23 protein-coding genes and 1 riboswitch are annotated in these 22325 nt (G+C 46.7%); of the genes, 13 read left to right on the plus strand and 10 right to left on the minus strand.

Annotation, left to right across the window (positions count from 1 at the left end; translation table 11 throughout):
- Window positions 1-322 precede the first annotated feature (322 nt).
- Together ribBA and ribD are read right to left on the minus strand one after the other, a co-directional pair.
- Window positions 323-1444 carry a bifunctional 3,4-dihydroxy-2-butanone-4-phosphate synthase/GTP cyclohydrolase II gene (gene ribBA, locus V4C51_RS09960; RefSeq protein WP_330926009.1) on the minus strand — a complete coding sequence of 374 codons (1122 nt, stop codon included), beginning with the start codon at window positions 1442-1444 and terminating at the stop codon, window positions 323-325.
- Window positions 1445-1534: 90 nt separating this feature from the next.
- On the minus strand, window positions 1535-2752 hold the full coding sequence (gene ribD, locus V4C51_RS09965; RefSeq protein WP_330926010.1) for a bifunctional diaminohydroxyphosphoribosylaminopyrimidine deaminase/5-amino-6-(5-phosphoribosylamino)uracil reductase RibD: 1218 nt from the start codon (window positions 2750-2752) through the stop codon (window positions 1535-1537).
- Between the two features lie 271 nt (window positions 2753-3023).
- Here ribD and V4C51_RS09970 point away from each other — a divergent pair, with 271 nt between their 5' ends.
- From V4C51_RS09970 to V4C51_RS09995, 6 genes are all read left to right on the plus strand, one after another.
- Complete coding sequence (locus tag V4C51_RS09970) at window positions 3024-4406, plus strand: cytochrome P450 (protein WP_330926011.1); 1383 nt, start codon at window positions 3024-3026, stop codon at window positions 4404-4406.
- 381 nt (window positions 4407-4787) lie between these two features.
- On the plus strand, window positions 4788-5012 hold the full coding sequence (gene tatA, locus V4C51_RS09975) for a twin-arginine translocase TatA/TatE family subunit (RefSeq protein ID WP_330926036.1): 225 nt from the start codon (window positions 4788-4790) through the stop codon (window positions 5010-5012).
- Between the two features lie 18 nt (window positions 5013-5030).
- Window positions 5031-5399: a Sec-independent protein translocase protein TatB gene (gene tatB / locus V4C51_RS09980; RefSeq protein WP_330926012.1), complete on the plus strand. Its 369-nt coding sequence runs from the start codon at window positions 5031-5033 to the stop codon at window positions 5397-5399.
- 32 nt (window positions 5400-5431) lie between these two features.
- Window positions 5432-6196, plus strand: coding sequence for a twin-arginine translocase subunit TatC (gene tatC, locus V4C51_RS09985; protein WP_330926013.1), 765 nt, complete (start codon window positions 5432-5434; stop codon window positions 6194-6196).
- A gap of 394 nt (window positions 6197-6590) precedes the next feature.
- Entirely contained in the window at window positions 6591-7022 is a 432-nt protein-coding gene (locus V4C51_RS09990) for a type II toxin-antitoxin system RatA family toxin (protein WP_330926014.1), read from the plus strand.
- Window positions 7015-7338, plus strand: a complete 324-nt coding sequence (locus V4C51_RS09995) for an RnfH family protein (RefSeq protein WP_330926015.1) — start codon at window positions 7015-7017, stop codon at window positions 7336-7338. Before V4C51_RS09990 ends, V4C51_RS09995 begins: the two co-directional genes overlap by 8 nt.
- Here V4C51_RS09995 and V4C51_RS10000 read toward each other — a convergent pair.
- Window positions 7335-7715, minus strand: a complete 381-nt coding sequence (locus tag V4C51_RS10000) for an outer membrane protein assembly factor BamE (protein ID WP_330926016.1) — start codon at window positions 7713-7715, stop codon at window positions 7335-7337. The two genes, V4C51_RS09995 and V4C51_RS10000, sit on opposite strands and share 4 nt — an antisense overlap.
- Window positions 7716-7895: 180 nt before the next feature.
- Between V4C51_RS10000 and fur the strand changes: the two genes are divergently transcribed.
- Entirely contained in the window at window positions 7896-8306 is a 411-nt protein-coding gene (gene fur / locus V4C51_RS10005; protein ID WP_330926017.1) for a ferric iron uptake transcriptional regulator, read from the plus strand.
- On the opposite strand, the gene V4C51_RS10010 is transcribed toward fur, so the two are convergent.
- A complete protein-coding gene (locus V4C51_RS10010) occupies window positions 8284-8496 on the minus strand; it encodes a hypothetical protein (protein ID WP_330926018.1) in 213 nt (70 codons plus the stop codon). The two genes, fur and V4C51_RS10010, sit on opposite strands and share 23 nt — an antisense overlap.
- 527 nt (window positions 8497-9023) lie before the next feature.
- On the opposite strand from V4C51_RS10010, the gene V4C51_RS10015 reads away from it, so the two are divergent.
- The 6 genes from V4C51_RS10015 to V4C51_RS10040 all read left to right on the plus strand — a co-directional run bounded on the left by V4C51_RS10015 (window position 9024) and on the right by V4C51_RS10040 (window position 16660).
- Window positions 9024-10091 carry a pilus assembly protein PilM gene (locus V4C51_RS10015; protein ID WP_338001552.1) on the plus strand — a complete coding sequence of 356 codons (1068 nt, stop codon included), beginning with the start codon at window positions 9024-9026 and terminating at the stop codon, window positions 10089-10091.
- The gene (locus V4C51_RS10020; RefSeq protein ID WP_330926019.1) at window positions 10091-10654 is read left to right on the plus strand and encodes a PilN domain-containing protein; all 564 of its coding nucleotides are present in this window, start codon (window positions 10091-10093) and stop codon (window positions 10652-10654) included. Before V4C51_RS10015 ends, V4C51_RS10020 begins: the two co-directional genes overlap by 1 nt.
- Window positions 10651-11265 carry a type IV pilus inner membrane component PilO gene (locus V4C51_RS10025; protein ID WP_330926020.1) on the plus strand — a complete coding sequence of 205 codons (615 nt, stop codon included), beginning with the start codon at window positions 10651-10653 and terminating at the stop codon, window positions 11263-11265. Before V4C51_RS10020 ends, V4C51_RS10025 begins: the two co-directional genes overlap by 4 nt.
- Window positions 11262-11792 carry a pilus assembly protein PilP gene (locus V4C51_RS10030; protein WP_330926021.1) on the plus strand — a complete coding sequence of 177 codons (531 nt, stop codon included), beginning with the start codon at window positions 11262-11264 and terminating at the stop codon, window positions 11790-11792. Before V4C51_RS10025 ends, V4C51_RS10030 begins: the two co-directional genes overlap by 4 nt.
- A 298-nt stretch (window positions 11793-12090) precedes the next feature.
- Complete coding sequence (locus V4C51_RS10035) at window positions 12091-14265, plus strand: type IV pilus secretin PilQ (RefSeq protein ID WP_330926022.1); 2175 nt, start codon at window positions 12091-12093, stop codon at window positions 14263-14265.
- 481 nt (window positions 14266-14746) lie between these two features.
- Window positions 14747-16660: a hypothetical protein gene (locus tag V4C51_RS10040; protein ID WP_330926023.1), complete on the plus strand. Its 1914-nt coding sequence runs from the start codon at window positions 14747-14749 to the stop codon at window positions 16658-16660.
- 55 nt (window positions 16661-16715) lie between these two features.
- Here V4C51_RS10040 and V4C51_RS10045 read toward each other — a convergent pair whose 3' ends face one another.
- The 6 genes from V4C51_RS10045 to mutM form a co-directional block, all read right to left on the minus strand.
- A complete protein-coding gene (locus tag V4C51_RS10045) occupies window positions 16716-17714 on the minus strand; it encodes an ABC transporter substrate-binding protein (RefSeq protein ID WP_330926024.1) in 999 nt (332 codons plus the stop codon).
- A 20-nt stretch (window positions 17715-17734) separates the two neighbouring features.
- Window positions 17735-18490, minus strand: a complete 756-nt coding sequence (locus V4C51_RS10050; RefSeq protein ID WP_330926025.1) for an ABC transporter permease — start codon at window positions 18488-18490, stop codon at window positions 17735-17737.
- The gene (locus V4C51_RS10055; protein ID WP_330926026.1) at window positions 18487-19257 is read right to left on the minus strand and encodes an ABC transporter ATP-binding protein; all 771 of its coding nucleotides are present in this window, start codon (window positions 19255-19257) and stop codon (window positions 18487-18489) included. Before V4C51_RS10055 ends, V4C51_RS10050 begins: the two co-directional genes overlap by 4 nt.
- Before the next feature lie 3 nt (window positions 19258-19260).
- Window positions 19261-20058 (minus strand): bifunctional hydroxymethylpyrimidine kinase/phosphomethylpyrimidine kinase, encoded by a 798-nt coding sequence (gene thiD, locus V4C51_RS10060; RefSeq protein ID WP_330926027.1) that lies wholly within the window; start codon window positions 20056-20058, stop codon window positions 19261-19263.
- Window positions 20059-20147: 89 nt separating this feature from the next.
- Window positions 20148-20257, minus strand: a riboswitch (TPP riboswitch).
- A gap of 100 nt (window positions 20258-20357) precedes the next feature.
- Window positions 20358-20930, minus strand: a complete 573-nt coding sequence (locus V4C51_RS10065; RefSeq protein ID WP_330926028.1) for a 1-acyl-sn-glycerol-3-phosphate acyltransferase — start codon at window positions 20928-20930, stop codon at window positions 20358-20360.
- Between the two features lie 285 nt (window positions 20931-21215).
- A complete protein-coding gene (gene mutM, locus V4C51_RS10070; RefSeq protein WP_330926029.1) occupies window positions 21216-22034 on the minus strand; it encodes a bifunctional DNA-formamidopyrimidine glycosylase/DNA-(apurinic or apyrimidinic site) lyase in 819 nt (272 codons plus the stop codon).
- Window positions 22035-22325: the final 291 nt, after the last annotated feature.

The following is a 22325-nucleotide window of genomic DNA, read 5'->3' on the forward strand; positions in this document are numbered from 1 at the left end:
GCGCTCCTTCGCAAAATCCCTTAGAGCCGCAAGGTTCCGCGCAATTCTCAGGGCAGTTTATGAAATATCCGGGCTAAGAAGCCGTCTTAAAAGTCATGCTCCTACTGCGGCTACGATAAATGGGTCTAAAAAGTCGCTTTTGTTCGTCAAATAGTCCCGCTATTCTCCTCACAAAAGCGACTTTTTATCCGCCATTTCTCGGAGTCCTCGCTACGGGTAGACCTTTAAGACTGCTTCTAAAAAAATGATAAAAATAGTCAGTCTGAATTCAGGTTCAATAAAAAAGGCACCGCAGTGCCTTTTTGAACCTGCCTAACGGTGTTTAGCAACCAGAAGACACAGAGCTAACGCACTCCACTACTTCAAGCCCAAAGCCGGACAAAGCGGCAAAACGCATGGGCTGGCTCAGTACCCGCATTTTTCCTACCCCAATGTCCTTCAGAATCTGTGCCCCGGTACCAATGGTGTAGTAGGTGCGTGATGCGCCGTCCGGGCTTCGTTCTTTCTGGTGCAGAAAATGTTCCAGTGCTAAGCCAAAGTTATGGCTACTGGGCTCCAGCAATACCACCACGCCGACGCCTTCTTCAGCAACGGCCTTCATAGCGCTGTGTAGCGACCAGCTGGTCAGGCCATGTTTGGGTTTGGCATTGAGCAGGTCACGGAAAGGCTCCATGATATGCACCCGGACCATTACCGGGGTATCAGGCGTAATATACCCCTTACTTAATGCCAGGTGCTTACCACCGGTAATTGTATCGTTGTAGACGGTCATATCAAATTGACCAAACTCGGTATCGAGGGTTTGACGGCTATGATGCTCGACAGTGGTCTCATTCACCATGCGATAGTGAATCAGGTCTGCGATGGTCGCTATCTTCAGGTTGTGCTTTTCTGCAAAGTCTTCCAGTTGAGGGCGGCGTGACATGGTGCCGTCCTCGTTCATAATCTCAATGATAGCAGCGGCAGGCTTCAATCCGGCCAGGCGGGTAAGATCACAACCTGCCTCCGTATGCCCGGCCCGGCTTAGGACTCCACCAGGCTGTGCCCGCAACGGGAAGATATGCCCTGGCTGAACAATATCGTCAGCTTGAGTTTCATCAGCCACAGCCACCTGAATGGTCTTTGCGCGATCCTGGGCTGAAATACCCGTGGTAACGCCCCGGGCAGCTTCAATGGAGACCGTAAACGGGGTACCAAAGCCGGACTTGTTATCATCGGCGGTTACCATGGGGGGCAGATTCAAAAAGTCACAACGCTCCCCAGAGAGCGTCAGGCATAGCAGGCCACGGGCCTCGCGCACCATGAAATTCACCATTTCTGGCGTGATTTTTTCGGCAGCGACAATCAAGTCACCTTCGTTTTCACGGTCTTCATCATCCATCAATATGACGGGTTTACCCAATCGAATATCTTCGATGACCGATTCAATGTCGTTCAGCTGCATATCACCCCCGGCTCTGATGGCCTGACCAGATGGCTGACATAGCCAGACACCTTCCATTCTCGTTAAAGTGGCTTAGTGTAATGGTTTGCGCTATGTAACAGAATAGTTATCAGTGAGATTTTTTACGCCCCCTTCTTTAACGGGCACTGCGATAATACGCCAGTCCTTTCCCACAGGTCGGATCTCGGTAATACGTAATGGCTGTTTTTGTGCCATGGTATCAAAAGGTAGCTGAAAGAGCGGGCGAGCCCTTGAACCCATTAATACCGGCGCCATAAATACCGTCACTTCGTCCAGCAGCCGCTCTGAAAGCATCGCGCCAGCTAAAGTCGCTCCTGCTTCGACTAATACCTCATTGCACCCACGGCGGCCAAGTTCATCCATGACGGCACTGAGGTCTACCCGGCCTTGTGACAATGTCTTTTGTACCCAGATCTCGGCACCCGCGGTTTCCAGGCGCGCTCTTTTCTTGGCGCTGGCTTGCTCAGTGGTAACAATCAGGCACTGGCCTGGTCCGGTGACAACCTTTGCGGAAGGCGGTGTTCGCAACAGTGAGTCCAGCACCACCCTCAGGGGTTGTCGGGTAACAATAGCCGCCGCATTAGGCAGGCCAAGCTCCCTCTCCCTGAGGGTTAACGCGGAATCATCGGCAAGAACAGAGCTGACCCCGGTAACAATGGCACAACTGGCAGCCCGCAGCTGCTGTCCCTGGGAGCGGGCATCAGGCCCGGTGATCCACTGGGACTCACCACTGGCCATTGCCGTGCGACCGTCCAGGCTCATAGCCAGCTTGGCGCGGACAAAAGGTCGCCCGGTTTCCATGCGTTTGATAAAACCACGGTTCAGTGCCCGGGCTTCCTTTTCTAACAGCCCATGGGCCACGCCAATGCCCTGATGACGAAGCCGGCCAAAGCCACGACCAAGAACCACAGGGTTGGGGTCACACATAGCGGCAATGACACGAGAAACGCCGGCGTTAACCAGGGCATTGGCACAAGGTGGTGTTCGCCCAAAGTGACTGCATGGCTCCAGGGTGACATAAACGGTCGCATTTTTCGCATCAGGGCCAGCCTGATGAAGCGCGTGGATTTCGGCATGAGCTTCCCCCGCTTTCTCATGCCAACCTTCCCCGACAACCTTCCCCTCTTTGACTATCACGCAACCAACCAACGGGTTCGGTAATGCTGTCCACTTGCCGTGGCGTGCCAGTTGAATGGCCCTGGACATATGCTGATAATCAGTGGGTGAAAAGGTGTCAGGCACTTGATACGTCCTTTCAATATGCTGAGAAGCCGTCTTAAAAGTCATGCTCCTACTGCGGCTACGATAAATGGGTCTAAAAAGTCGCTTTTGTTCGTCAAATAGTCCCGCTATTCTCCTCACGAAACCGACTTTTTATCCGCCATTTCTCGCAGTCCTCGCTACGGGCAGACTTTTAAGACTGCTTCTGAGAAGCCGTCTTCTAACGTCCGATAAATGAGAGATTCGCAAATTGCACGAGGCTAATGAATAATAACAGGATAAGAAGCGAGTGAATAATAACAGGCTAATAACAGTGTAAACACAACAGGCTATTGTCATGAGCATCCATCACATTGATGACCTGCCAGCGCCCCCTGCGCGCTTTCCACTTGGGCACTTGAAAACTCTGCGCCAGAGCGATATGCGCCGCCAGTTGCTTGAGTGGTCTAAACAGTACCGTGGCCTTTATAAAATCCGCGTGATGCATGAAGCGTTGGTGGTCATTGGTCGGGGAACATTGATCCAGGAAGTGCTCAGGCAGCATCCCGGAGCCTTTCGTCGTCGTAGCACCATGCAGTCGGTATTTCAGGAACTGGGGATCAATAGCCTTCTCAGTGCTGAGGGACAACAACAGCGGATGCTGTTTAATCCTGCCTTCAGTGGTGAACATCTGCGCGCTTTTTTCCCTTCTATGAGCCGGGTGACAAGGCAACTGTTGAATAAAGCCGGGCATATTGCCCAAAGCGGTAATCCTGTTGACGGCAGATGGCTGTTTACGCAATACACGGTGGATATGCTTTCCAATCTGGTGTTTGGTTATGACACCAATACGCTCAGTGGTAATAATGACGTGCTCCGCGGGCATTTGGCCGCGCTATTTCCGGGGCTCAATACCAGAGTCACCTCCGCTTTTCCTTATTGGCACTGGTATAAAACAAGCAAAGACAAAAAGCTGGAGCAGGCGCTTAACACGGTTCACGTCTTTCTCGAGCAACGTATTACCGAGGTTAAAAAACAGGTTTTCGACCAGCCCACATTGAGGAAAAAGCCTGAAAATCTGCTTCAGGCTCTGGTGGTGGCTCAGGAAGAAAATAGTGACGCCTTTTCTGACAGCAGCGTCATTTCCAATGCGGCAGCTATTCTGGTGGCCGGTGAGGATACCACATCGAGTTTATTATCATGGCTCGCTTATTTATTGGCGCTACACCCTGATATTCAATCAGCTGTTCAGGAAGAGCTACTGGGATTGCCTGACGCCTCACTCCAGCAATGGCCTTTACCCCAGACTCCTTTGCTCACAGCCAGTATTTATGAATCCATGCAATTAAAACCTGCCCCGCCATTTATCTTTGCTGAAGCATTACAAGACTGCGCTGTGGGTGATTTGTTTGTACCCAAAAGTACCAGACTGGTGATGCTCAGTAATGCTATGAGTCCTGATGAAGGTCATTTTCCGGAACCAGAAGTATTTAACCCTTATCGCTGGCTGGAAAATCGCTGGCTGGAAAAAGACAAGTGTACAGACAGCCAGGTGATGCCCTTTGCCATTGGCCTCGGTGCCAGCCCGGACCTGTCGCTGGCATTGCCAGAAATCACGTTGTCCATGGGGCGGCTATTGGAGAAATATACAATTTCAGTCACAGATGCGGAGCCAGTGAGAGAACGCTGTGATTTTTTGATGCCTGACAATTTTTCCATTTCACTGACACCGCTGATCTGAGCACTGCCGCTGTTCTCGATGACAGATTGTTTTATGGCATTTTGACAACGCTGCTGTGGCGCTGAATTCAGGTTTATCCCTCTGCCCCTTGATTGAACCAACGTGGGTTCAGATAAAAGCGATCTGAAGGCAGCATCAATGGGGCGTGGAGATCCTGCTTAAAGAGCATGGATTATGGCGATTACATAACACCAGATCCATAGCACCCAACAAACAGGTGATTAACCGAGGTATTATTTCGGCTATAACGGATGGTTGGTCATGGTTGTTAATTTAGACTAACCCTCTAAAAATATTTGAAAGATAATATACAGTCAGCGTAGTATAGCGATAAACGCTGATAGCCTGGTTGTTTTTTATACTATAAAGAGGAGATAAATGATGGGTATTGGTGGTATTAGTATCTGGCAATTGTTAATTATTTTGTTGATAGTGGTCATGCTTTTTGGCACCAAGCGGCTGCGTTCACTTGGTACAGACTTGGGCGGTGCACTTAAAGGCTTTAAGAAAGCCCTGGGTTCTGAAGAAAGTAATGAATCTGATACTCCGGCTAAACCTTTGACATCTACACGTGCACCGTCCACTAAAGAGAAATCTCACGTATAACGAGGTGAGAAACATATTTTGTTGGATATAGGTTTTACGGAGCTGTTGCTCGTCGCAGCCATCGGCCTAGTTGTGTTAGGTCCCGAACGTTTGCCCCATGCAATAAAGGTTACGGCATACTGGGTAGCAAAAATCCGGCGCAACTTTCAGTCCCTGAAAAGCGAGCTTGAGCGTGAAACGGGCGTTGATGAAATTAGACGCCAGGTTCACAATGAAGCCGTTATGAAAGAGTTGAAACAAACAAGCGAATGTATACAGAAAGAAGCCCGCGACTTGAAGAAAACCGTTGATTTGCCTCCCCTCCCTCCGAGAAACGAGTCCACTGACCTACCCGAAAAACCCACGCTGGAAAAAAATGAGCAAGAGCAAAAACGGCCATCGGATTAACACCGCGCAGAAAGAGGTGCACTGTAACCATCATGTCTGAGATAAAGGAAACCTTACCAAAAGGTCAGGAGCAACCCTTGGTTCAGCACATGCTGGAGCTAAGGACACGCCTGCTACGGTGTATGGTAGCCGTACTCGTGGTGTTTGCGGGATTATTTTATTTTTCCAACGACATTTACCAGTATATCTCTGAGCCACTGCGTGCCACACTGCCTGCAGGCAGTACCATGATTGCAACCGAAGTAGCTTCACCGTTTCTTGCGCCTTTTAAGCTAACTATCGTGTTGTCGTTGTTTATTGCAATTCCTTTTATTCTTCACCAAATTTGGGGATTTATCGCCCCTGGACTCTACCGGCATGAAAAGCGCCTTGGTATTCCTTTGCTGGTAGCCAGTATTTTTTTGTTTTATCTCGGTGTTTGTTTTGCGTACTTTGTCGTCTTTCCTGTGATGTTTTCGTTCTTTACCTCGGTAGGGCCGCAGTCTGTTACTGTGATGACAGATATTAACAAGTATCTTGATTTCATTCTGAAGCTGTTCTTTGCTTTCGGGGTGGCTTTTGAAATTCCGGTGGCAACGATCTTACTGGTATGGTCAGGCATTTCCTCAGTGGAAAGCTTGTCGAAAAAACGCCCTTATGTAGTGGTTGGCTGTTTTGTGATTGGTATGTTACTGACACCACCGGATATTATCTCACAGTCACTACTTGCTGTCCCTATGTGGTTACTGTTTGAAAGCGGTATTCTCTTTTCTCGCCTGTTGAGAAAGCAGAGAAAGCAGGACAACCAATCCGCATAACTTTCTGAGAGTTTCTGCTTATATCCACAGGCTTTGATCTGTAGCCTGTGGGTATTTTCACGCAATGGCAGTGAAAAACAGACCAACCCGAAGAAAGTGAAGGTGACTTCTGACTCTTACCAATATCTATTTCTATGTACCCTAAAGCTGGTACAACATTAGACAGCACCGGCGCAGACAGTGTGTTGGGGTATAGTAGCCCGGAACAATATGAGTCAAAGAAAACCGCATAAGAAAACCACATAAAAAGTGGTTTGTTGTCATTACTCCATAAAAAGTGGTTTGTTGTCATTACTCCACATAACATCACTTCAGCATTGAGAGGCTCCTAGCCGCAGCTTACTCAGCTCTGTTATGCTATCGTCCCTCTTTGGTAATAATGCGTCCCAATTCCATGCCCAAGATTGCCCGTTCTGCGCTGGTAATGTTTCCTGCGCAAGCCATGTATGATTTAGTGAACGACGTGGAGTCTTATCCGCAGTTCCTTCCCTGGTGTGAGAGCGCACGAATTCTGAGGGAAGATGGCGCTCAAGTTGATGCGGCACTGATGGTAGCCAAAGGAGGTATTCGACAGGAGTTCTCCACGACCAACCAGCTTAATTATGGTAAATCTATCCATATGGAGCTACTTGATGGTCCCTTTTCCTATCTTTCAGGCACTTGGCATTTTAAGCCACTGGGGCCTGAAGGTTGTAAGGTTTCTTTGGAAATGGATTTTGAAGTTTCCAACTCATTGCTAAAAGCCACTCTGGGTCCTATGTTTGGTCAAGTGATGAACACTATGGTAGACGCCTTTTCGGGGCGTGCGGAGAAAGTCTATGGATAACCCCGACGATCAGCTTTTGTCCATTGAGGTAGCCTTTGCTACCCCATCGCGGCAAAAAATTCTGACTGTGCAGGTAAGAGAAGGCACAACAGTATTTGAGGCGGCGCAACGTTCAGGTATTGTTGAGTGTTTTTCAGAAATTGTGCTTGAATCGGCTAAAGTAGGTATCTTTGGTAAGGTGGTTTCAAAGCCCAAAGAGCAAACGGTAAAGAAAGGTGACCGGGTAGAAATATACCGGCCCCTGATTGCTGACCCCAGGGAGGTCAGAAAGCGGCGAGCGGAAAAGGCCAGGCAGAAAAAGCAGATGGCACTTTAAGGCGTGGTCTTTTCTGTGGATTTTGGCCGCAGATCGCCTTGAATGGAGGATAGTCGGTTGTCATCAAAGAAAATACTCACGGTTTTCTGGGTACGTGGCTCATTACCAGGTTGTAGGCTGTAGACATAATCCCAACGATCCTGGTTGAAAATGTCGTCCAGCAGAGGGGTACCCATTACATACTGCACTTGGCTGCGAGTCATCCCCGGACGGAGTTGGTTTACCATCTCCTGGGTAATCACATTACCCTGCTGGATATCAATTTTATAGGCGCCCGGGAAACTAACCAGCTTAGAACCACCGTCGGTGGAACTGGCACAACCAGCGAGCAGTGTAACTGTGAAAATGGTGGCGGTGTAGACCAAAGGTTTTTGCATCGCTTTCAGACTTCCACTATCTTGTTTGCTCAAAAATGAATGAAGCACCTGCATGTCAGTTGCTTCTGGCTAACAACTCAGGTGGTGTAATCACAGCCACCCCAGAGTATAAAGGATCAGGTGCTTATTCTGATTAAAATGAGATAATAGCAGGGTTCTTCTGCTAAAGGTTAGGGAAACGTGTTGGAAAATCAAGAGTTGAGAAAAGCGGGCCTGAAAGTCACCCTGCCACGAGTAAAGATTCTACAAATTCTCGAAAGTGCTGACGGGCACCATATGAGCGCGGAGGATGTTTACAAGGCTTTGCTGGATGCGGAAGATGATGTCGGTTTGGCAACGGTTTATCGGGTGTTAACCCAGTTTGAAGATGCAGGACTGGTGGTGCGCCATAATTTTGATGACGGACATGCTGTCTACGAACGTGCGCGTGGTGACCATCATGATCATATTGTGTGCCGGGAAACAGGCACAATCATAGAATTTTACAGTCCCGAAATTGAACAGATGCAACATAAAATTGTTGAAGAGGCCGGTTATGAGCTGGTGGATCATCGGCTGGTGTTATACGTTAAACCAAAGAAGCCGTCTTAGCTGACAGTAGTTTTAAAAGTCCGTGATAAACCAGCCAGCGAACGATGACAGGGGGTTGTTGATCAACTAAAAAGGACTCTGGATAAAGAGACTTTTTAGTGGCTGTTGCCCAAAAGCCAATGGCTGGACTTATGTAATCCAGATACGACAGTAGCCGGTGGTTGTTATAGAACAAAATATAATCTGTCACATCCGCCTCAACTAAGACCCGTTATCGTAGCTAGACAGTGATCTGTTGTTCTGTCCTTCAGACTATCAAAGAGCTGTTCAAAAGAGCTGTTCAAAAGAGCTATTCAAAAGAGCTATTCAAAAGAGCTTTTCGTTCACCAGATTATCCGCTCAGTCTCAGGGCAGGGTATTACCCACCATCAAACCAGGCAGTACAGAGCTTTCTGCAGTCACCATCAGAACACCTTCAAGCAATAGTTCCTTGAAGCTGTGCATGATTTTTTGTGAAAAGCGCAAAACAGCCTGTTTTTATTGGCGGTTGCAGCGGATAAAAGATTGTGAACAGCTTCTTGATGGATTCCCGTGAGCTATACCCCTGAAGACACACAGTGAGGGATGCCCAGCAGCCAATCAGGTTACTCTGGCGCTTAATAAAAATCACAGAAAGTCGATAGTCCACTAAGGTGATATGCCTGTTATACGGTCATGTCATAGTTATAACAAGAAAATCACACCATTTTATTCGCAGGCAGAATAAGGGACTGAGGAGTGTTTGAGTTATTTACCGGTAAAAATAAGTCCATGCTAGGCATTGATATCAGTTCGGCTGCGGTCAAGTTGCTTGAATTGAGCGAAACCAGCCAGGGAACCTATTGCCTGGAAGCCTACGGTTTTGAACCTTTACCAGAAGGAGCTGTAGTGGAGAGCAAGGTTCAGGAGCCTGAGATTGTCGGGGGGGCGATAGAGAAAGCGCTGAAACGCTCACGTTCGGGATTAAAAAAAGCGGCTATTGCTGTTTCAGGGGCTGCTGTCATTACCAAAATGATTGAGATGAATGCATCCCTTAGTGACAACGAAATGGAATCTCAGATTACGGTAGAAGCCGATCAATATATACCTTACCCCCTCGATGAAGTTGCCATTGATTTTGAAGTCCAGTCTTTAAATCCTAAAAACCCTGAGCTTGCGGATGTATTACTGGCCGCCTGTCGCCGGGAAAATATAGAAGCTTGTGAAGAAGCGTTGGCCATTGCCGGGCTGGAAGCTCAGGTTGTGGATGTTGAATCCTTTGTCATGGAAAGAGCCTATGGGTTGATTGAAGAGCCGTTGCAGAGCGATGGCAAGGAACCTGTGGTCGCTATAATCGATATGGGGGCATTAACCACCTCATTTTACGTCATTGACAAAGGGCATATCATTTATTCACGGGAGCAACCTTTTGGCGGGCAGCAGCTGACTGATGAAATTCAGCATCACTACGATATGGAAATGCAGGAGGCGGAAAGTGCTAAAAAAAGTGGTCAGCTACCTGAAGATTATGAGTCACAGGTTTTAGTTCCCTTCGTCGAATCGGCTGTTCAGCAAATTTCACGTTCATTGCAGTTTTTTTATTCTTCCAGCCAATACAGTGACATTGGCGCCTTGTTGCTTGCAGGAGGCGGTTCCTCTATCAAGGGATTGGCCGAGACCCTTGAGGAGCAGCTGCAAATTAAAACAACAGTGGTTAACCCGTTATCAACGATGAAAATTGCGCGCAAGGTGAATAAAAAGCAACTGGATCAGGATGCCCCGGCCCTGATGATTGCCTGTGGTCTGGCCATGAGGAGTTTTGACTGATGGCTAGAATTAATTTACTCCCCTGGCGAGAAGAGTTACGAGAGCGACGAAAGAAGACGTTCGTAGCTATATGGGGTGCTTCTGTTGCTTGTGCAGCCCTGATTATTTTCAGTATTGACAGGGTGATCAGTGACAGCATTCGTTATCAGGAAGCCAGAAACCAGTATATTGAACGTGAATTACAACAGCTTGATCAGCGGATTGTTGAAATAAAAGAGATTAAGAATAAAAAGGTTATGATTCTTGACAGAATGGCTGTGATTAAAGGGCTGGAAGGAAACAGGCCTGTTATTGTCCAGGTTTTTGATCAGTTAGCACGCATTGTACCTGAAGGAATTTATTTCAGAACCCTGCAAGCAGAAGGCAAGGAGTTTAGTCTGGTTGGAGTGGCTGAATCGAATAACCGTGTGGCGGTTCTCATGCGACAATTAGATGCTTCCCCCTGGTTTGCTGATCCTAATTTAACCGCAGTCAGAAAAGTTGATGAGCAAGGTGAGCAACTGAATGAGTTTGATTTGAGCTTCACCCAGACGACCCCGGACGAAGAGGGGCGTATTCAATGAATATGATAGAGTCCATTAAGAAGTTGAATGACATAGATTTTAATAATATTGACTTTGAAAATATTGGTGACTGGCCACCTTTACTAAAAACAGTCAGTTGTGCTTTAAGTTTCATTATTATTATTTTTTTGGGTTATCAGATCCACCTGACAGGATTACAAGACAGTCGCAAGCATATTCAAAATTCAGAAAATTCGTTGAAGGAGCAGTATCGAATAAAGGCTTACCAGGCCGCAAATCTGGAGGTCTATCAGACGCAGATTATTGATATGGAGAAGCATTTTCAGAAGCTGGTGCTTCAGTTGCCAGGTGATACTGAAGTACCGGGCTTATTGGATGATATTACCTATACAGCGAGAGGGTCCGGGTTGCAAGTAGAGCATATTAAGCTGTTGCCTGAAAAAATTAATGAATTTTATGTGGAGCTGCCAATTAGTGTCCTGGTAAAAGGCTCATACCATGATTTTGGTAATTTTGTCAGTGGCGTATCGGCTTTATCAAGGATTGTGACATTGCATGATTTAACAATAAAGTCTGATAGCAGCACGAACCAGCTAACCATGGATATTTTAGCGAAAACTTATCGTTATAAAGATAAGGAGGCTGAATGATGGCAGGCATTCGTCGTGCTTTTTGGTGTGTACTGCCACTGATGACAGGTTGCTCTGTCGGTCATGATATGCAGGATATAGAGCAATTTATGGCAGAGGTTAAAGCGCGCGCGCCCGGTAAAGTGGAACCTGTTCCAGAGTATGCTTCTTTTCCATTTTTTACCTACAGCGCATCTTCTTTGAGAAGCCCCTTTGAGCCACCGCGGCAATCCATTGAAAAAGAGCGGTTTGATACCTCCATAAAGCCTGACCTTTTTCGTGTGAAAGGGCATCTGGAACAGTTTGATATTGCAACATTTACCATGGTAGGTCATATAGCCAATACCGCAGGGCACTGGGGGCTGATTCGCAGTGGCACAATCATTTATCGTGTTCAGGTGGGGGATTATTTGGGGCGTAACCATGGGCGCATTACCGCCATCGGAGATGAAGAGATAAAGCTTACTGAGCTGATGCCGGTGGGACCTGACGCATGGGTCGAGCGTCATCGGCGCATACCCTTGATGACATCTGGCGACGATCAGTAGCAGTGTCGAAAGGACTGTTCTCTGTCGTCATTAAAAGTCTGCTATCAGCTCTTGTTGTGGTTCAGAGGAAGATTGGCTTTCACAACGACTCAATGGGTCTGCCATTTCCCACAAATAAACCACTAAACCGGTACCATCAAAAAGAGTAGCTGTTGAGTGGTTGCTTAAGTGGTTTAAGCCGATACATGGGGGCGCTTATCCATAAGCAAGTCGTGGATATGACCGCAAAATCTGAATTTTTTTGCCCACCAGCCGATAGCCAACCCCAGACAAACACTGAATTTATGGGTGCCTTTGCATGGACAGTAAACCCCGTATCAATACCTTCATACTGCTATTAACGTGTAAAAAACGAGCATTCCTGTTGTTTTTGGTGTTGCTCTTTTGTCAGCCATTTCAGGTGTTCGCTGGTAAGCTGATTGATATGAACGCAGTGACAGCCCCCGACGGTTCTGTGCAACTGAGATTGACGTTTGATGGCCCTGCCCCTGCTGCTAAAGGATACAATATTGAACAGCCCCCAAGGTTATCCATCGATTTACCCGGTACCGGTAACACCTTGCCTAAATATAATGAGCTGGGCTTTGATGCCGCTCAAAGTGTAACTATCCTGGAGACTGGCAACCGTACCCGGCTGGTGGTCAGCCAGAAAGAACCCAAAGGGTTTGTGACCCGTAAAGACGGCAGTATGATGTTAATCACTATTGGGGGGGCAGTGGGCGAGAAAGCAAGAACCACGCTCAAATCACCTAGCCCCTACGGTTCTCCAAATTACACTGCCCAGCTGGCCATGGCTGCCCAGAGTGAGGGGCTCAAAGTACGGGATATTGATTTCAAGCGAGGTGATGATGAGGCCGGTAATGTCATTATCACCTTATCAGATGCTGGTGTTCCTGTGGCAATTAATGAAGTCAGTGGACGCATACTGCTGGAGTTCAAGGGAGAGGCCATTCCTGAAAAGTTGCGTAATCGACTGGATGTGACTGATTTTGGTACACCGGTAAAGTTCATTGATACCAAGATAAAAGAAGGCAATGCAGTCATCACTATTGAGCCTAAAGGGGGCTACGATTATCTAGCCTATCAAACGGATAACAAACTGACCATCAGTGTAAAATCAGAGGCCGGTGAGGGCTATGTCAAAAGCCGCAAGGGAATAGCGTACCGGGGAGACAAGGTTTCTTTTAACTTTCAGAACATTGAAGTAAGAACTATCCTGCAATTGATAGCCGATATAAATAATATGAACCTGGTGGCATCCGATACGGTCACTGGCAATGTTACCCTTCGCCTGAAAAATGTCCCCTGGGATCACGCCCTTGATATTGTTTTGAAAGCCAAAGGCCTTGATAAGCGCATGGCCGGTAATGTCATGACAGTAGCACCGGCAGCGGAAATTGCTGCCAGGGAAAAAGAACAACTGGAAAACGAAAAGCAAATTAGAGAGCTGGCTCCTGTTTATACTGACCTGCTTACCATCAACTATGCCGATGCTAAAGAGCTGTCGAAGGTGATCGGTGGTGGCGGTGATGATGGGGGTAAGGGATTACTGACAGAGCAGGGTTCCATTCAGGTTGTTGAAAGAACTAACAGTTTGTTGATAAAAGATACTCAGGAAAAGCTGGACGAGATCCGTTCACTGGTTGAACAGATGGATATACCTGTCCGGCAGGTATTGATTGAGGCAAGGATTGTGACGCTGAGCTCAAACTACACCAGGGAACTTGGGGTGAAGTGGAGTGGCGGTAAAGGGCGTCAGAGCGATAATAGCAGAACAGTTGTCGGGGGGCGTGGAACAGGTTTTGAGTTTGTCGATACAGAGGACCCCATACTGACATCCGATGGCTTTGATTTGAGTAAAACGGTGCCTACATTTGATGGCAGTCAGGTGTTTACTGATTTGAGTGTGGCGGGCAATACGGCAGCAGCTCTGGGCATTGGCTTTGTGACTAACGGCACTCTGTTGAACCTGGAGTTATCGGCCTTAATCAGTGACGGTGGTGGTGAAGTGGTTTCGCAACCAAAAGTCATTACGGCAGATAAACAAAAAGCATTAATCAAAGCCGGTAAACAGATTCCTTATACGGAGGCTTCATCAAGCGGTGCTGCAACGGTGTCATTTCAGGATGCAGTATTGTCACTGGAGGTAACGCCACAAATTACTCCTGAAGGACGGGTAATACTCGATATTAAAGTCACCAATGATGACTCTACAGAAACAGCATCGAATGGCGTGCCCATTATTGATAAAAACGAAATAACCACGCAAGTGCTGGTTAATGATGGTGAAACAGTCGTACTTGGTGGTGTATTCAAACAAACGCAAAAAAACAACGTGGATAAGGTGCCTTTGTTAGGTGATATTCCGTATCTTGGGCATTTGTTTCGGAAAAAAACCAGCAGAGATGATAAAAGTGAGCTGATGGTGTTTATTACACCAAGGGTTATAGAAGAAGGTACAAGCATTAATTAATAGACGATAATATTATATTAATGCTCACAATCTGTGGTCAAAATAGCTACTATTTATAAGGCATACTTTTTCCGGTAAAATACTTCAAAGTCTATTTCGTCTGTCAACAGACTCAAACTTATCTGTCGGTTGAACTCTTCATTTTTTTACAGGCTTGCGGCTCTTGATAACGGGAGTCGCTATTGTCTACAGAAACTGAAACTATAGACACGGACTTGATATGACAAGGCTGAATAAGCAAAGGTATCTTCTAAATAAATGTGAAGAACAATAGAAAAGCAGGGTAACAGCAGCTACTGTTGCAAGTAAGTATTTTGTAAGGAATAAGGCGCTTGATCTGTTTACACTGAACATGCTTGGTTGTTTCAATGATCGCTATTTATTGGGTTATGAAAACCTGGGGTCTGGAACTGATAATTACTTTGAAACGTCAAGCCTTATAACATTGTGTCGTGTAAACAAAAGCCTGAGGTGTTAATGTATGTTTTGCTATCGTGCGCGAAGAAGGGCTGTCAGTGGCAGCAGGCAATGGCTTTTATTTGTTGTCTTTTTTTCTCTAACCTGTTGGATCTCTGAAGCTCATCCTATGTTTCCAGGGAATAGGGAAGTAGATAATATTTCAATAAATAGTATTATTGAAATGTCGAAATGGTCTCACACTAGCGTTAAATATGCAGAATCGGTTGAACAAGGCTTAAAAACAGCAAATGAAATAGATGGAAAAAAATTTATCGAGGCAGTTGATAAAAATGGTTTTTCTAAAAAAGTTATTGACAATATATCAACTTCGTCGTTTAGTGAGGACATAAGAGTGTACTTGAAAAGGAAAAGTATTTTGCAATTTTCCAGGAAAGATAATGCTATTAAAAGCCTGGTCGAATTTATTCTTAAATGCCTTTATATCATTAATGACAGGGTGGAAGCTGGGGACACGGAAAAGGCTTTTGAATACGCCACGACACTTTATGATGTCAGCAAAAAAGATGATTATTGGTGTGTGTCACGAGGATTAAGAAATGCCTATACATTTTATAAAACAGGTGGTGATGAAGATGAAGAGGTTCAGTTGAGAGATTTTGGTTCAATGAGAGTATCTGGAAGAGGTAAAAGAAGATCCCCCCTGTCACCAGAACCTTCAACTCACCACAGTGGCAGAACTGAAGCGGGGGCTTTTGCCTATCCGCCTGAAATGAATTTCCTTAGCACTTCAGGTGGTTCCCCTATTAATGCCCCTCCTCCCTATTCTCCCAATGGCCCCACCAGAGACATAGGGTTTGAAACCCTTAACAGGGATTGTTCAGAGGGAAGCGGCTGGGTGGGAGGAAAGATAATGCAAGAAGCAAGAATGCCGCCTGTAAACTACGCCCAGCCTCCTATACCCCCTAAAGTCAAAGAAATGTCTTCGGGTCATACTGTCTATCCCCCTTTCTTTACCTCTCCCTCTCCCTATTCTTCCCATGGCCCTGATACTGGCTTTTATCCTACTTTGACCGGTTCAGCATTCACTGACAGTGTTGGTAAACAGCCGGGAATCGAGGAAATACCTGTTCAAGACAGTGAAGAAATAGAACCGCCTGTAAATTATACTCTGGGGTGTGATTTGGATGAAAATCATAGGTTTTCTGTACTATTAAAACCGGATAAAGGAATCCCTTTACTTTATCTTACAAAAAGGGAAATGCATTTGGGAGAAATTCCCAAGTGGATTAAAGATAAAATTAAAAGTGTGGGTGAAGAAAATATTTTCTCACATGATATGCTTGCTGTTATTACTTTTCTTGAAACGATTGCATACGTTGATGAATATTTAAGCCCGCATTATGAATTACATCCTCAAATAGAAGTGTCTGGCAAAATTGGTAGCAGTGAATCAGAGGCAGCCCTGAAAGAGAATGTTGCCATTGATATACATTCTATGTTGGGAAAGAATATGTGTGAGCAAAGTCCAGGCTCATTCCTTGTGCAGCCAGATCCTGATAAAGATCTTAGTTTTCATCAATCTTTTGAACTAATATCTGACATTGATGAAGTCGGTTGCGATAAGGGCATAACCTTATCCCGGAAAGACTTGGCTTATCAAAATGTTACAAATGATCATTATTGGCAAATGTTAGATGATTTTAAACAAGGGCACCGTAAAATTGCTACTTTTGTTACACATATCAGAAAGCAAAGTCAAGATGATACCGCAGCTTGTCCCCCGGTTATGGCTATGGTTCCCGAAAATTATGATGCTGCCATGCAGAGTGACGATTTTGCTGTTATGCCAAAAGAAGGGGTTGTTCATATCATTCATTTATATGTATGGGCACCTGGTGACCGTAACTTTAATTTAGATAAAAAGGCAGCGTTAGAAATTAAAAGCTATTTTAAAAATGTTTTAACACAGCTGTGAACAGCTTTTAAAGAAAGCAGGCTGTCTCAAGCTGATAGCCTGCTTTTTTGCGTGGTTACAGTTGAAGCATCAACTCACGGACATCCAACGGTTTTTCGATCATACGGTTCGCCAGCAGAAAGTCTGCATACTTCTGATAGCGTCCAACATCCATCGCGGCCGGGCGCTTGGCCAGGTAGGCGACGGTGTCTAACCACGCGTGTTTATTCAGTGAATTGTCGAGCTGCTTTTTGTTTGAGTTTTTAAAAATTTCCCAAGCTTCTTCCGGGTGGTTAGTAATAAACTGTGTACCTAATTCTATACCGTTTAAAAAGCGGCGAATGGCCTCATCGTCTCTCTTTTTCGGATCGGTATTGGCGATAAAAATTAACTCATCATAAGGAGGGACACCGAGTTCTTCAAAATAGAACATTCGCCCTTTAGCATTGTGAAGGGCGATTTCATTGAGTTCAAAATTCCGATAGGCACCGGTAATGGCGTCTACTCGCCCGGTCATCAGTGAAGATGACAGGTTCCAGCCCACATTAACCAGCTTGACATCTTTGGCGCTGAATCCGTACGGCGCAAAGGATCTATCAAGCTTGGGAAACTGGTTGCCAGCAGAACTCATTCCGATAGTTTTACCTTTCAGGTCAGCGACGGAGGTTATATTGCTCTTGTCGAGTACAATAATACCATCCAGCCCGCTGGCGATAAGCGTGCCAACCCAGGCAATGGGTAAGCCATTGCTGGCACCCTCCATGAGCGATGGACCATAGTACACTCCCAGATCAAGCTCACCTGCCGCGACCAATTTAGGCGGGAGGCTTGGGTCAGCGGGTTCCTGAACAGTGACGTTTACACCGCTTTGCTCAAAGAACCCCTTTTCCTGGGCAATAATAATGGGGCCATGATTGGGGTTGATGAACCAGTCCAGCATCACAGTAATATCTTTGGTGGCTGGTTTTTTTGCCACAGCTTTTTGTGGGCTATCTTGTGGAATATCATTTTTGGCAAATACCGTAGAAGGTATCAGCAGTAATAAAACGATAAAACGTGACAGTTGCTTAATCATTGTCGTTTTAATCTCAGAACTTAATGTGAGTGGCTGGTTTCCTGTTGCCAGGGAATTAACCAGCGCAGTAGTCGGTCAGTGATGGCATAAAGCCCGACAGAACAGAAGGCCAATACTGACAGCGCAGCAAACATCTGATCGGTTAATAAACGTGCATTGGCTTGCAGCATGACGTAGCCAAGGCCCTCACTAGAACCCACCCACTCACCGATAACGGCACCGATCGGCGCTACTACTACTGCTACACGGAGCCCTGACGCGAGGGCAGGAAGTGCTGAGGGCCAGCGAATATAACGCATTGCCGTCAGCTTGCTGCTCCCCATGGTACTTGCCATATCCAGCCAGTCTTGATGGGTGTGGCGCAATCCGTCATAGCAGCAGGTTGCCACAGGGAAAAAAATCATCAGCATCGTCATAACGACTTTTGAGGTCAGCCCATAACCAAACCACAACATCAGAATGGGCGCCATAGCAAATGTCGGAATGGCCTGAGTGATTAAAAGAACAGGTAATAACCAGGGGCGAAGTCCGGTAAAATAGACCAGGGTTATGGCAAGGATTATCCCGGCAATAACTCCCAGCACTAAGCCCATTAACATTTCACTGAGGGTAATGAGCGTATTCTCCCAGAGTAAATCAGCGTTATTGATCAGACTGACCACGACACGATCGGGTCCTGGCAGAATATATGACGGTATATCAATAGAAAGTGTTAGCAACTGCCAGAGAGTCAGCAGGCCAGCAAAAACAGTGAATGGCTTAAGACTGTTCCTCATGGGCTTCCTTCCAGCTCTTCATGGCGCAGGCGATCCAGTAAGCGCCCTTGCAATAAGAGTAAACGGCTATCTTCCAGTGAGCGGGGAGGGGGGCCTTCGGGTTCTATAGCATCTGTTAATGTTGCCGGGTGACCGCGAAGGTGGTACACCTGATGGCCCAGGCGCAGTGCTTCAAGGGGATCGTGGGTAATCAGCAGGACAGTTTTGTTTGCCAGCAGTTCGCAGGCAAGGTCTTGCAGGTTAAGGCGGGTAACAGCATCCAGTGAGCCAAAGGGTTCATCCATTAATACCACAGGGCGGTTTTCCATCAGAGTCCGCGCCAAAGCAACCCGCTGACGCTGGCCACCCGATAAGCAGTGGGGAAGCACATCGGCTTTTTTTTCTAGTCCCACTTTTTGCAGGATATCCAGTGCCCGTTCTTTGACCTCTGGCGCTGATTTTTTTTGGCGAAAAAACGGCGCACGGAGTTTGTCGCCCAAGGTGATATTGTTGAGGACAGAAAGCCAGGGGAGTAATGTGTCCTGTTGCGCCATCCAGGCAATGCGTCCTTTCAGGGGCTGGCCGTCCTGACAGGTTACACTTCCTTCCCTGTGGATGCCTTTGCCCGAATGCAACCCGGCAATAAAACGCAATAAACTGGTTTTGCCAACGCCGCTGCCACCTAGCAAGCAAGTCCACTGTCCGCCTTTGAGGGTTAAATCAAGGTTAGAAAACAGGGTGTGCATGCCATAAGCCAGTCCGGCATGGCGAATAATGACGTCGAGCATGGCTTACCAGTTTTTGTAAAAGTGATGCACAGGCCCATGACCCTGACCAATAGTCAGCGCACTGGCGTGGGTGATGGCTTGGGTAATATAGTTTTTGCCACTTTGTACGGCGTCGTCTAAGGAATAGCCTCTGGCCAGCAGCGCAGTGATAGCTGAAGATAGCGTGCAGCCTGTACCGTGTGTATTGGTTGTTTTAATTCTGGGGGACTCAAGGCGGTGTAGCTGCTTGCCGTCGTGAAACAGATCAATGGCGTTGTTGCCACAAAGATGACCACCTTTTAGTAGTAAGGCTTTGGCACCTAGGGCCAACAGTGGGTCAATCATGGCTTCCATGTCCTGAACAGAGGTTGGTTTTTCCCGGCCTGTTAGAACCGCTGCTTCCGCTAAATTAGGTGTGATAAGCGTGGCCTTTGGCAGAAGGGTTTCTTTTAGACAGCTGATGGCTTCCTGTTGTAGTAACACATCGCCACTGGTTGCCACCATCACAGGGTCAACCACAAGAGAGTCCGGCTGAAAGTGATCTATAGCATCAACAACCGGAGTGATAATAGCTGCCCGACTGAGCATGCCCACTTTGACAGCATTGATCGATAAATCAGAGAACACTGACTGCAATTGTTGAGTAATAAAGTCAGGTTCAACATCGGCAATGGCTTGCACTCCCAGCGTATTTTGGGCAGTCAGGGCTGTAATGACGCTGCATCCGTATGCCCCGAGTGCTGAAAATGCCTTCAGGTCGGCCTGTATACCGGCTCCACCGCTACTATCTGAGCCTGCTATGGTTAATGCAATGGAGGTCATTGACAAGGCGTCTCCTGTATCAGTAAAGAAAGTAGCGACGATTCTGACAGGAGCGAAGACGTACGAACACACACCTGTAGAGGTGCCCGAAAATTGCCTGTTAGGTTTCCTACGCCAGAATGACCTGGTTCAGGTTCAATGGGTTCAGCGATTTACTGTCTCAGTGACAGCTATCACTGTCACACCCCAACCAACGGGTGGGAGTCTAGGGGATTTATTGCATGATGTCTATACTGACTCAGCCAGCAATGACACAGAGCATGATGTTAACGGTAGATGGGTCTTGTAATGAATTGGCATTACACAGGGTTATCTGGTTTTACAGGATCAAAAGGTCCGTTGCAACCCAGCTCTGGTCTTTTAGGCTGATAAGGTAAAAAAAACTGGTGCAAGGTTCTAAAGTCTGTTGATTTATCCCCTGTTGTATACGTTGGCTCACCTAAAACAATTTGCCGGTTGGCATAATCTATTGCAACAGGTACTATGGGCACCTTAGCCCCTTCAGCGATATAATAAAAGCCACTCTTCCACCTTTTGACTTTTGACCGGGTTCCTTCAGGGGCAATGGCCAGAATAAATTCCTCCTGGGACTGCATAGCTCTGATGGCTTGTTCAACCCGTTGATGGGCATGACCACGATTAATCGGTATACCTCCAAGGGCCCTCATCAGCCAACCTAAAGGGCCAACAAATAACGAGTGTTTACCAAAAAAACGCAGGTGGACACCCAATACCAGTTTGGCGCCGAGGGCGTTGACAAAATCCCAGTTTGACGTATGGTGGGCAATAATAATGACGTATTTTTTATGATCGGGCAGTGTTCCCTGAACTGACCAGCCGCCAAGCAGCAGTTGAAGAAGCCGACCAGCCATTTCGCTTAAATACAGTGATACTGTTTTTTTTTATTCATTGTCTGTTAACCATTTGTCACGCTATGTTATTAGCTGCCAGTGCAAACAAGCGTTAATAGACATACAACCATCACTTTGGTCACTCCTGCGAAAACGGGAGTTCATTTTCTGGTAGATTCCCGCCTTCGCGGGAATGACGACTGTATGGGTATTAGCGCTTAACAGCACTAGCCCGGATATTTCATAAACGCCCTTAGAGCCGCAAGGAGCAAGCAAGGCCAGGAGCATGTTTATGAAATATTGGGGCTAGCGTTGGCACCGCTTGCAAAAGCAGCTGCTTCGATTGCCTTGTCTTATTTCTGTAATAACAGTACCACAGGTCAGGCAGGGCTGCCCACTACGGCCATAAACGGCAAGCTGTTGCTTAAAATAGCCGGGCTTTCCATCACTGCCGACGAAATCTTTCAGTGTTGTTCCTCCTTGTTCAATGGCGCGTTGTAATACTTCCTGGATGGCTGTCACTAACTTTTCATACCGTTTCTTTGATACAGTACCACAAGATTTGTCAGGTCGAATACCTGCCACAAAGAGCGCTTCATTGGCGTAAATGTTACCCACACCAACGACGGTGTGGTTATCCATAATAAATGTTTTGATCGCTTGTGAACGACCACGTGACCGTATAAACAAGCGCTGAGCGGTAAACTCATCACCGAGGGGTTCTGGTCCGAGCTTACTCAACAGGGGATGTTCCCAGATGGGCTGGCAGGTCCAGAGTATCGCCCCGAAACGGCGCGGGTCAGTAAAGCGCAAACGACGTTGTCCGGTTAAAATAATGTCCACATGATCATGCTTTTGGGCCTTTGGCGCAGGGTCTTCAAAAATACGCAAACAGCCAGACATGCCCAAATGAACAATTAAAGTACCTTGCCCGGTTTCAAGCAGAAGATACTTGGCACGCCGACGAATTTGCCCAATGGTCAAGCCGGTGAGGTCACTGGATAAATCAGGGGGCACAGGCCATCGTAACCTGGGTTGACGAACAATAACATCAACAATCTCTTTCCCTTTAACGTAAGGCTCGACACCTCGTCGGGTTGTTTCAACTTCAGGTAGCTCTGGCATATATTTCACACTTTTTGCAGGCAATACTGTGGATAGTTTCAGACGGTAGCGGTCAAATAAAAAGATCTGCTGATTAAGGGGTTTTTTTCAATTGCTACTGCTCAAAGTCCGCTGAAGTCATGGAGCTCTGATAAGAGTGCGGCCCATGGCGCTTATGGAAAAGGCCATTGGGAGTACCGCAAGCCATCGGGAGCAGGCATTGTGTTGGTTCCTTGATTCTTTAACCGGTCAGCAGAATTAAATTTACTATATCAGGGAGCTCGGTTGAAACCTGATAATAATAACAGGCAT

The sequence above is a fragment of the Candidatus Sororendozoicomonas aggregata genome, from assembly GCF_031528575.1.
In the GTDB taxonomy this organism is placed as follows: Bacteria; Pseudomonadota; Gammaproteobacteria; order Pseudomonadales; family Endozoicomonadaceae; genus Endonucleibacter; species Endonucleibacter aggregata.